Source organism: Shimia sp. (assembly GCF_041624275.1).
In the GTDB taxonomy this organism is placed as follows: Bacteria; Pseudomonadota; Alphaproteobacteria; order Rhodobacterales; family Rhodobacteraceae; genus Shimia.
The window spans coordinates 1-10602 of the sequence record NZ_JBFJVE010000104.1; the positions used below are offsets into that span (position 1 = coordinate 1).

A 10602-nucleotide genomic window follows, 5' to 3' on the forward strand; every position below is an offset into this window, starting at 1 on the left:
CGACAGGATGCCGACCACAAGCCCGATCAGGCCGAAGATGAACAGGGTGCCAAAGATCACCGGATAGTCGCGGGCCACCGCAGCCTCGAAGCCAAGCCGGCCCAGCCCGTCCAGCGAGAAGATGGTCTCGATGATCAGCGAGCCGCCGAAAAAGACGCCGATGAACACCGCCGGGAAACCGGCGATCACGATCAGCATCGCATTGCGGAACACATGGCCATACAGGACCTGCCCCTCGCTCAGCCCCTTGGCGCGGGCGGTCATCACATAGTGTTTCTTGATCTCGTCAAGAAAGGAATTCTTGGTCAGCAGCGTCAGCGTCGCAAAGGCGGCGATGGTCGAGGCCACCACCGGCAGCGCGATATGCCACAGGTAATCCAGCGCCTTGCCGATCATCGTCAGGTCGGCGAAATTGTCCGAGGTCAGGCCGCGCAGCGGAAACACCCGCCAATAGGACCCCCCGGCAAACAGCACCAGCAACAGGATGGCGAACAGGAAGCCGGGGATGGCATAGGCGACGATGATCGCCCCCGAGGTCCAGGTGTCAAAGGGCGAGCCGTCGCGGACCGCCTTGCGGATGCCCAGCGGGATCGACACCAGATAGGCGATCAGCGTCGACCACAGGCCCAGCGTGATCGACACCGGCATCTTTTCCAGCACCAGATCGGTGACGCTGATCTTGCGGAAATAGCTCTCGCCGAAATCCAGCCGCATGTAATTGCCCATCATGGTCAAAAAGCGTTCGAGCGGCGGCTTGTCAAAGCCGAATTCCTTTTCCAGCTGGGCGATGAACTCGGGCGGCAGCCCCTGGGCGCCGGCATATTTGCTGCTGCCCCCGGCGCCTCCGGCGAAATCCTCGGTCTCGACACCGCCGGCATCCTGGCCGCCGCCGGCAAAGCCCTCGAAGACATCGCCCTGGCCCTGGATCTGGGCGATGACCTGTTCGACCGGGCCACCGGGCACGAATTGCACAAGGGTGAAGTTGATCACCATGATCCCCAGCAACGTGGGGATGATCAGCAGCAGCCGTCGGAGGATATAGGCGCCCATGCCGGGGTTACCTCAACGCGCCTTCGGCCTTAAGGCGCGCGGCCTTCTCGGCATTGAACCACCAGAAATCCAGCGTCCCCACCGAATAGCGCGGCAGCGGATCGGGGTATTCATACTGGTCGTAATAGGACACCCAGCTGCTGTCGTTGAACCAGACCGGGATCATGAACCTTTCCCAGCGCAGCACCCGGTCCAGCGCCATCAGCGCCACGTCGCGATCCTCGCTGGTCTCGGTCTCCAGCGAGATGTCGATGATCCTGTCCACCAGCGGGCTGGCCAGCCCGGCGGGGTTGAACAGCGAGAACGCCGCCTCGGCCGAGCCATAGCGCTGATGCAGCCCGGTGCCGGTATCGAGAAAGGCGACATAGCTGTCGAAGATCATGTCATAGTCGCGCTCGCGCTCGCGCAGGGTGTATTGCGCCGGATCGACCTTTTCCTGATGCGCGTCCACGCCCATGCGCCGCAGGTTCTGCACAAAGACCTCGATGAAGGCGCCCAGCGTCGCCGAAGAGGAAGACGGATAGGGAAAGACCAGCCTCAGGGTCTCGCCCCGGGCATTGCGCCGCAGACCGTCATCACCGACGGCCCAGCCAGCTTCATCCAGCAGCTGCGACGCGGTGCGCAGGTTGCGCCGGTCCACCTCGCGCTTGGGGCTCGAGGTATGCGCCATCACCGCCGGCTGGGTCAGGATCTCGTCCGGCACCAGGTCGCCAAGGCTTTCCAGAAGCGCGCGCTCCTTGCCTTCGGGCAGGCCCTGCGCCTCGTGCGGGGCCCCCTGCACGAAGGAATGGCGCTGCTTGAACAGGCCGAATTGCAGCGACTCGTTGGTCCATTCGAAATTGTAGCCCAGCGAGATCGCCTCGCGCACCCGGCGGTCCTTCAGCACCTTCTTGCCCAGATTGAAGATGATCCCGGTCGGCGTCGGCGGCGTGCCGTCGGGCAGCTCTTCCTTCTTGACCCAGCCCTTTTCGATGCCGGGGAAATCATAGCCCGTCGCCCATTGCTTGGAATTGCCCTCGGCGCGGAAGGTGTATTCGCCGGCCTTGAAGGCCTCGAAAGCCGCCGAGTCATCGGCGAAATACTCGATCCGGATGCGGTCGAAATTGTGCCGGCCGCGGTTGATCGGCAGATGCCAGCCCCAGTAGTCGGGGTTGCGCCGGTAGACGATGCGCCGGTTCACGTCATAGCTGTCGACCATATAGGGGCCCGATCCGGGCGAGGTCTCAAGCCGCGGCTCGTCAAGCCGCGCGCCGCTGGCCTCGAACCAGGCCTTAGACCAGACCGGCACCCCGCCGACCTGATCGATCAGGCTGCGCCGCGAGATGCCGTCGGCAAAGGTAAAGCGGACCCTGTGATCGTCCAGCGCCTCGGCGCTGAGCACGCGTTTCTTCACCGCCTGCGCATAGGAGGGCAGCCCCTGCTCGAGCAGCAGGTTGTGCGAGAACACCACGTCATGCGCCGTCACCGGCCCGCCGTCGGAAAACCGTGCCTCGGGGCGCATGTGGAAGATCACCCATGTCTTGCCGATGTCGTATTCCAGCCGCTCGGCCAGCAGACCGTAGGATTCCCCATAGACATCGGCCGGGGCCGAACCGCCGGTGGGCGCATCGCCAAGCAGGCTTTCATACATGATCCAGCTGTAACGCCCGCCGCGCCCCTTGCGGCTGTAGGGGTTGAGGGAATCGAAGGTGCCCGGCGCCCACAGGGAAATCTCGCCGCCCTTGGGGGCATCCGGGTTCACATAGTCGAAATGCGCGTAATCGGCCGGATAGGTGAGATCGCCGAAATAGGAATAGCCATGCGCGCGGATGATGCCGTCTTCGGCGGGTGTCTCGGCGGCAGAGGCCAGCCTTCCGGCCCCGAGCGCCAGCGCGCTGGCACCCATCACCCGCAACGCCCCTCGCCGGTCGAACATGGGGCCGCCATTCCACAAGCTGTTGTCCGTCATCAGAGCCTCTCCTGCCGGATCGCGCCTTTGGCGACCCTTGTCGTTGCCCACAAGCTAAAGGGCCTCAGGCACCACATTCAAGGTGCGAATGCATAAACAAGATGTGAAACCACAGTGCTCCACCGTTGCGCTACAGTTGCGCCCCGGTTGTGCCGCCCCCTGATGCCGGCCCTGCCCGCCAGACACGAAAAAGGCCGCTGCACGGGGCAGCGGCCTGTTTCGGTTTCGCCTTTGGCTCCGCGGCGCGGATCAGCCGCCAATGGTCTGCAGATAGGCGATCAGGTTGGCGCGGTCGGCGGCCTTCTTGAAGCCCGAGAAGGACATCTTGGTGCCCGGCGCAAAGCCCTTGGGGTTGGTCAGGAAGGCATCAAGGTTTTCCGGTGTCCAGGTCTCGGCCACGGCCACCAGCTTGCCCGAATATCCATAGCCATCAACCGAGCCGACGCTGCGTCCGACGACGGCGAACAGGTGCGGGCCGGTGGCATTGGCACCATCTTCCAGCTTGTGGCAGGCCTTGCACTTCGAGAAGGCCTTGGCGCCCTTGTCGACATCGGCGTCGGCCAGAAGCTCTTCCAAAGAGGGGCCTTCTTCCGCCGCTTCGGCTTCACCTTCGCCTTCGGCGCCTTCGACTTCGATCACATAGGCCTGCGCTTGATCGCCATGGCCGCCACCCACGTGATAAAGGGAATCGGCAACCCATTTGCCCAGCAAAAGGATCAAAAGTGCCCCGCACAGCGCGCCCAGGGTCTTGGTCATTGTCATCGTGTCAAACATGCTACGTTTCCGTCTCGTGGCGTTTGCGGGGTATCTATCCGCTTCCTCTTATCAAAGGCAAGGTATAGTTACCGCGACGAAACGACCTTTGTTAAGTATTCGACGGAAATGACACGCCATGACCAATCGCATCGCATTTCAGGGTGATCCCGGCGCCTATTCCCACCAGGCCTGCACCAAGGCGCGGCCCGGCATGGAGGCCCTGCCCTGCCAGTCCTTCGAAGACGTGATCGCGGCCGTGCGCACGGGCGAGGCCGATCTGGCGATGCTGCCGATCGAAAACTCGACCTACGGGCGGGTCGCCGACATCCACCGGCTGTTGCCCGAAAGCGGGCTTCATATCGTCGACGAGGCCTTCGTGCGGGTGCGCATCAGCCTGATGGCGCTGCCCGGCGTGAGCATCGACGAGATCGACACCGTGCGCGCGCATCTGGTGCTGCTGCCGCAATCGGCGAATTATCTCAAGCTGCATGGCATCACCGGAATCTCGGCCGCCGACAGCGCCGGCGCGGCGCGCGAACTGGCCGAAAGCGGGGCCCGCAACGAAGGGGTTCTGGCGGCCTCTCTGGCGGCCGAGATCTACGGTCTCGAGGTGCTGGCCCGCGACATCGAGGATCACGGCCACAACACCACGCGCTTTGTCATCATGAGCCGCGAACCCGATTACACGCGGCGCGGCGAACTGGAGATGATGACCACCTTCGTCTTCGAGGTGCGCAACATCCCGGCGGCGCTTTACAAGGCGATGGGCGGTTTTGCCACCAACGGGGTCAACATGACCAAGCTGGAAAGCTACATGGTCGACGGCTCTTTCACCGCCACCCGCTTTTATGCCGATATCGAGGGCCACCCCGAAGACCCGCCGGTGCGCCGGGCGCTGGAGGAGCTGGAGTATTTCACCAACTCGATGACCGTTCTCGGGGTCTATCCGGCGGCCGAGCCAAGGCATCTGTGACCCCGCCCCCCCGGGCAGGGGCGAATCGAGCTGCCCCCGCCCGGTTTGAAGTCGCCCCGACGCCATGCGCAAGTCGCGCATCAAAGCGCGATTTCAGCGGTGAATGCCGCAAAAATTCTTCAAAGCTCATCGAAATTGCGCACTTCACGCAGGATCTTTCCCCTAGGACGGGGAAAACCGAGAGCGGAGTGAAATTTGATGAGCGACAAGATCCATGTCTACCAGAGCATTGCCAAGGCGGTGCGCGACCACGGCACCGAGACCCTGTTCGGCCTGATGGGCGACGCCAACCTGTTCATGGTCGACAGTTTCGTGCGCGAGAGCGGCGGGCGTTTCGTACCGGCAGCCCACGAGGGCAGCTCGGTGCTGATGGCGCTGGCCTATTCCCATGTCTCGGGCCGGGTCGGCGTTGCCACCGTGACCCATGGTCCGGCGCTGACCAACTGCATCACCGCCCTGACCGAGGGCGCGCGCGGCCATATCCCGATGGTGCTGCTGGCCGGGGATACGCCGGTCGCCAACCCGCGCCACCTGCAGGGCATCGACCAGCGCGAGCTGGTCAAGACCACCGGCGCCGGCTTTGAGCAGCTGCGGGCGCCGGACACCGTGGGCATGGACGTGGCCCGGGCCTTCTACCGCGCCCGGGTCGAGCGCCGGCCGATCGTGCTCAACATGCCGGCCGATTTCATGTGGCGCGAGATCGACCACCAAAGCCATGTTCTCGGCGTCTTCACCGCGCCCGGCGGGGTCGCCGAGGGCGGCATTCTCGACGAGGCCATCGGCATGATCGCCTCGGCCCGCAGGCCGATGATCCTTGCCGGCGGCGGGGCCGTCGCCGCCCGCGATCCGCTGATCCGGCTCGCCGATCGGCTCGAGGCGCCGCTGGCGACCACGCTCAAGGCCAAGGGCCTGTTTCGCGACCACCCCTATAACATCGACCTCTTCGGCACGCTTTCGACCCCGGCCGCCTACGAGCTGATCGCGCAGGCCGACTGCATCGTCTGCTTCGGCAGCGGGCTTCAGGATTTCACCACCGATCGCGGCAAGCTGATGAGCGGCAAGCGGATCATCCAGATCGATATCGAACCGACCGCGATCGGCGCCGGACTGCACCCCGACGCGGCGCTTGTCGCCGATGCCGGCCTGACCGCCGAGACCATCCTCTATTGGCTGAACGAGGCCGAGATCGCCCCCAGCGGTTTCACCCGCGACCTTGATGTCGAAACCCTGACCGCGCATCCCGTCGGCCCGGACCGGACCGCCGAGGGCTGTGTCAATTTCGTCCGCGCGCTCGAGCGGCTGGAACAGGTGTTGCCGCAGGACCGGCTGCTGGTCACCGATGGCGGACGCTTCATGACCGAGGTCTGGTGCCGGATTTCGGCCCCCGACCCGCAGAGCTTCGTGGTCACCGCCAATTTCGGCTCCATCGGGCTGGGGTTGCAGCAGGCGATCGGTGCCGGAATTGCCGCGCCGGAACGGCCGGTGGTCCTGTTCAGCGGCGATGGCGGCTTCATGATGGGCGGCATCAACGAGTTCAACACCGCCGTGCGGCTGGGGCTGGACCTGATCGTGGTGGTCGCCAATGACTCGGCCTATGGCGCCGAACATATCCAGTTCCTCGACCGCAAGATGGACCCCAGCCTGACCGAGTTCCACTGGCCCTCCTTCGCCGAGATCGCCAGTTCGCTGGGCGGTCAGGGCTTCGAGGTCCGGTCGACCGACGAACTCGAAACCGCGATCGCGGCCCTCGGCGCCCGCAAGGGGCCGGTGCTGATCGAATTGCGCCTCGACCCGCACGACGTGCCGCGTATGCGGATCTGACCTGCGCGACCCGATCCGAGGTCTTGAGGGGCATCAGGGCGTGGCCGGCAAGGGCCCGGTCACGCCAGCGCCGTCACGCGCGCCCGGTCACGCCGCTCACGTCGGCCAGGCCGGTCAGGCCGGGCGCGAATAACGATCTTCCATGTCGCGCGCCTGGGTCGCAAGACGGCTGTCAAACCGCTTGCTGAGGCTGCCCTTGGCAAGCTTGAACGACTGCACCATAAGCCGCGCCGACAGCGTCTGCGCCGCCATTTCGACCGTGACGTTAAGGCGGGTCAGGGTTTTGGACAGGGCAACCAGCTGCAGGTTGACGGTCGAGTCCATACCCTGCATCTCGGCCTCGAGCGTCATCTCGTAGGGACGGTCGAACTCGGTAACCGCGAGCTTGGCCTTGCGATCCTTGCCCCGGAAACTGAACCCGATATTCCAGCTACTGCCGACACCCGGCACGCCCAGGCTGTCGGTGCGCTGCACCTCGGCGCCGCGCCGCATCGCCGATCTTTCGTGGCGGTCGAAATCGGTCAGCATGTCGAACACCTGCTCGATCGGGACTTCGATGTTTTCTTTCGACGACAGTTTCATGCCGCTCTGCTCCTCGCTTTACCCTTCAATCTGTGCATCGAATATGCCCTAGTCCAGCCTGTCCGCAAGCCAGTTGCGCAGGATGAATTCGGCGATGGCACCTTTTCGCGCAGGTTTCAGCGTCGGGTGCCCGCCGGCAAAGGCCTGCATCATCTCTTCGCGGCTGACCCAGATCGCATCTTCCAGCTCGACCGGATCGACGGTGATCTCGTCACTCAGCGCCTCGGCCCGGCAGCCGACCATCAGGGACGACGGATAGGCCCAGGGCTGGCTGGCCAGATAGCTGACGGCGCCGATGGCTATGCCGGCCTCTTCGCCCACCTCGCGGCGCACCGCCGCCTCCAGCGTTTCCCCCGGCTCGACGAAACCGGCCAGCAGCGAATACATCCCCTCGGGCCAGCCCGGCGAGCGCCCCATCAGCACCCTGTTGCCGCGCGTGACCAGCATGATCACCACCGGGTCGGTGCGCGGGAAATGATGGCCGCCGCAGGACGGGCAGTCGCGCTGCCAGCCGGCCATCGCCATCCGGCTTTCCTTGCCACAGACGGCACAGAACCGGTGCGAGCGGTGCCACGACAGCACCGACTTGGCGGTGGCGGCCAGTTCCGCGTCGCGCGCGTCAAGCCGGGTCATCACCATGCGCAGCTCGCAAAAGGCCATATCCTCGGGCAACAGCGGATGGCATTGCTCACCGGGGTCGAAAAAGCCGCCCGGAGCAGGCTCTGCCGGCGCCTCGGGCTGCCAGGCCGAGATATCGGCGGCAAAGCAATGCCCGGCCTCTTCGCGGCCAAGATAGATCGGTGCCGGCGCGTTTCGGGCGCCCAGCGCCTCCGGGGCCAGAACCGGGTGATCCATCGGCAGGCGCACCAGCCGGTCGCGCCCTGCCGCCAGCAAAGGCTTGCTGCGCCAGAACAGGATGCATCCGGTGCCCGGCGCGGCACGGGCCTCGGCCAATGCATCGGCGTCGCCGCGCAACGCGGCCGCGCGGTCCAGCCCCGAACCGCCAAAGGTCACTGTCTCGGCATGTTTCATTGCGCCCCCCACTTTGCCCAAGCCATGCCACGCCGGCCGGCGATGGGCAATGGCAACCGGGACACATATCGCGCTCCGGCCCTGCCTCTGCACAACTTTTCCTTGTATTTCATAGAATCAGATGTTCCTTTTTCCCAATCCGCTCCGGCCCCGCCGCCGCCCCTTGCCCAGTCCTTTCCGAGAGACCGTCTTGCCCGCAGCACCCGCCCGCGAAACCGATCGTCAAGACGCGCCAGAGGTTGTCCTGACGGTGCTGGCCACCAGCGACATGCACGGGCATCTTCTGTCCTATGACTATTTTGCCGACCGCGCGGCCGGGCTGCCCAGCCTGAGCCGCATCGCCAGCCATGTCGAAGCCTGCCGGGCGCAGGATCCGGCCTGCCTGCTGGTCGACAACGGCGATTTTCTGCAGGGCACGCCGCTGGCCGACCTCTTTGCCGACCTCTCGCCGCCAAGCGATCTTCACCATCCGGTGATCGAGGCGATGAACGCCCTGCGCTATGACGCGGTGGCGCTGGGCAATCACGAGTTCAACCTGCCCCTGCCGCAACTGGCGGCGCATCTGGCGCGGGCCGGCTTCCCGCTGCTCTGCGCCAACCTGCGCCCGACCAGCGTCGCCCCCGAGGCGCTGAACGGGCTCTGGCAGCCGCATGTGCTGGTCGACCGGCGCCTGCGCGCCAGCGACGGGCAGATGGTCGACCTCAGGATCGGGCTGTTCGGCACGGCGCCGCCGCAGGTGCTCGACTGGGACCATTCGCGCGTCGCCGGGCGCATCGCCGCCGGGGATGCGGTCGCTGCGGCGCGCGCAGCCGTCCGCGCCCTGCGCGCGGATGGCGCCGATCTGGTGATCGGGCTGGCCCATGCCGGGCTCAGCGCCGCCGAGACCCGCCCCGGAATGGAGAACGCCGGCCGCGCCATCGCCGCGATCGAGGGTTTGGATGCGCTGGTGCTGGGCCATTCGCACCTGAGCTTTCCCGGCCCCGACCAGCCACCGCATCCGCAGATCGTCCCCGAGACCGGCACGGTGGCCGGCACGCCGACGGTGCAACCCGGCCCCCACGGGGCTTCGCTGGGGCGGCTCGACCTGACCCTGCGGCGAGAGGCCGGGGGCTGGCGGGTCAGCAGCCACCACGCTCGGCTGATCGCCGCCGCCGCGCTGCCCGAAGCCCCGGAAATCCTCCGCCGGCTGAAGCCGGCCCACGACTGGGTGCTGACCGAGCTGCGCAAACCGCTGGGCCGGCTCGCACGGCCGGTGCACAGCTATCTGGGGCTGCTGCCGGGCTGCCACTCGGTGCGCATGGTGGCCCGGGTCCAGCGCGACCATGTGCGCGCCCGCCTGCGCGGCAGCGAATGGCAGAACCTGCCGCTGCTCAGCGCCTCCGCCCCCCAGCGCTGCGGCGGGTGCGGCGGCCCCGGCAATTTCACCCATATCCCGGCCGGCCCGGTCGCCCTGAGCCACATCGCCTCGCTGCAGTTCTTTCCCAATGACGTGAGCGCCCTCGTCCTCAGCGGCGCCGAACTCGCCGACTGGCTGGAGATGTCGGCCTCGGTCTATCGCACCATCGCTCCGGGCCGGCAGGACCAGCCGCTTCTGGACCCTGCCTTTCCCGGCTACAACAGCGACACGGTGTTCGGGCTCAGCTATGAGATCGACCTGACGCAACCGCCGCGCCATGCCGACGACGGCCGGCTGATCGCCCCGCACAGCCGCCGCATCTGCAACCTGACCTGGCAGGGCGCCCCGCTCGAGGCCAACCGGAATTTCATCCTCGCCGTCAACAATTACCGTGCCGGCGGCGGCGGCAACTTTCCCCATATCGATCCCGGGCGCATCGTTCTTGAAGACGCGGTCAGCCTGCGCGACCTTCTGGCGGCGGCCCTGCGCGACGGGCGCGACCTGCTGCGCGACGCGGCGGCGCCATGGCGCTTCCGGCCGGTGCCCGGCGCCTCGGCGGTGCTCGAGACCAGCCCCGACCTGCGGTGCCACATGACGCCGCAGGCCATGCCCGAGCTGACCGAACTCGGCCTGACCCCGGACGGGTTCCTGCGGCTGCGCCTGTCGCTCGACCGCTAGAAACCCGCGCGGCCTTGGCTTGCGAAATTGCCGCTTGCCGGCGCTTGCATCCGGCGGCGGCGCCCACTATATCGGCAGGCGAGAGGTTGGCGCGGGCAAGCGCCTCGCCAACCTGGTCAGGTCCGGAAGGAAGCAGCCACAACGAGCCCCGCTTGGGTCGATGTCCAGCCTCTCACCCTCAGCCCCCCAATGAATGGTCACAAGACCGGGCCTGCCCGGCAGGCGGCGCATGGCCCGTCATCAATGGCCCCTCATCAGCAGCCGATCAACAGTGGCCGGCAAAGCCCCAGCGCCGCTGTTCGTCGGTTTCCACCGCGCAGGCGCGCACCGCGCGCAGCCGTGCCAGCGCCGCCGGCCCCGCTTCGC

The 10602-nt window shown here is 66.3% G+C and carries 8 protein-coding genes and 1 other RNA gene; 4 read left to right on the plus strand and 5 right to left on the minus strand.

What is annotated here, in order from left to right; all coding sequences use genetic code 11:
- The 3 genes from ABZD10_RS09525 to ABZD10_RS09535 form a co-directional block, all read right to left on the minus strand.
- The coding region (locus ABZD10_RS09525) for a microcin C ABC transporter permease YejB (protein WP_372886078.1) at positions 1-1050 on the minus strand (1050 nt) is incomplete at its 3' end.
- Between the two features lie 7 nt (positions 1051-1057).
- Positions 1058-2998 (minus strand): extracellular solute-binding protein, encoded by a 1941-nt coding sequence (locus ABZD10_RS09530; protein ID WP_372886079.1) that lies wholly within the window; start codon positions 2996-2998, stop codon positions 1058-1060.
- 249 nt (positions 2999-3247) lie between these two features.
- Positions 3248-3772 carry a cytochrome c family protein gene (locus ABZD10_RS09535; RefSeq protein WP_372886081.1) on the minus strand — a complete coding sequence of 175 codons (525 nt, stop codon included), beginning with the start codon at positions 3770-3772 and terminating at the stop codon, positions 3248-3250.
- Between the two features lie 118 nt (positions 3773-3890).
- Between ABZD10_RS09535 and ABZD10_RS09540 the strand changes: the two genes are divergently transcribed.
- On the plus strand, positions 3891-4727 hold the full coding sequence (locus ABZD10_RS09540) for a prephenate dehydratase (RefSeq protein ID WP_372886083.1): 837 nt from the start codon (positions 3891-3893) through the stop codon (positions 4725-4727).
- 198 nt (positions 4728-4925) lie between these two features.
- On the plus strand, positions 4926-6548 hold the full coding sequence (locus tag ABZD10_RS09545; protein WP_372886084.1) for a thiamine pyrophosphate-binding protein: 1623 nt from the start codon (positions 4926-4928) through the stop codon (positions 6546-6548).
- 114 nt (positions 6549-6662) lie between these two features.
- On the opposite strand, the gene ABZD10_RS09550 is transcribed toward ABZD10_RS09545, so the two are convergent.
- Together ABZD10_RS09550 and nudC are read right to left on the minus strand one after the other, a co-directional pair.
- Positions 6663-7130: an SRPBCC family protein gene (locus tag ABZD10_RS09550; protein ID WP_372886086.1), complete on the minus strand. Its 468-nt coding sequence runs from the start codon at positions 7128-7130 to the stop codon at positions 6663-6665.
- Between the two features lie 48 nt (positions 7131-7178).
- Entirely contained in the window at positions 7179-8162 is a 984-nt protein-coding gene (gene nudC, locus ABZD10_RS09555) for an NAD(+) diphosphatase (RefSeq protein WP_372886088.1), read from the minus strand.
- Positions 8163-8352: 190 nt separating this feature from the next.
- Between nudC and ABZD10_RS09560 the strand changes: the two genes are divergently transcribed.
- Both ABZD10_RS09560 and ffs read left to right on the plus strand, forming a co-directional pair.
- On the plus strand, positions 8353-10236 hold the full coding sequence (locus tag ABZD10_RS09560) for a 5'-nucleotidase C-terminal domain-containing protein (RefSeq protein ID WP_372886089.1): 1884 nt from the start codon (positions 8353-8355) through the stop codon (positions 10234-10236).
- 79 nt (positions 10237-10315) lie between these two features.
- Positions 10316-10414: signal recognition particle sRNA small type (ffs, locus tag ABZD10_RS09565), an RNA gene on the plus strand.
- The last annotated feature ends 188 nt before the right edge of the window (positions 10415-10602 follow it).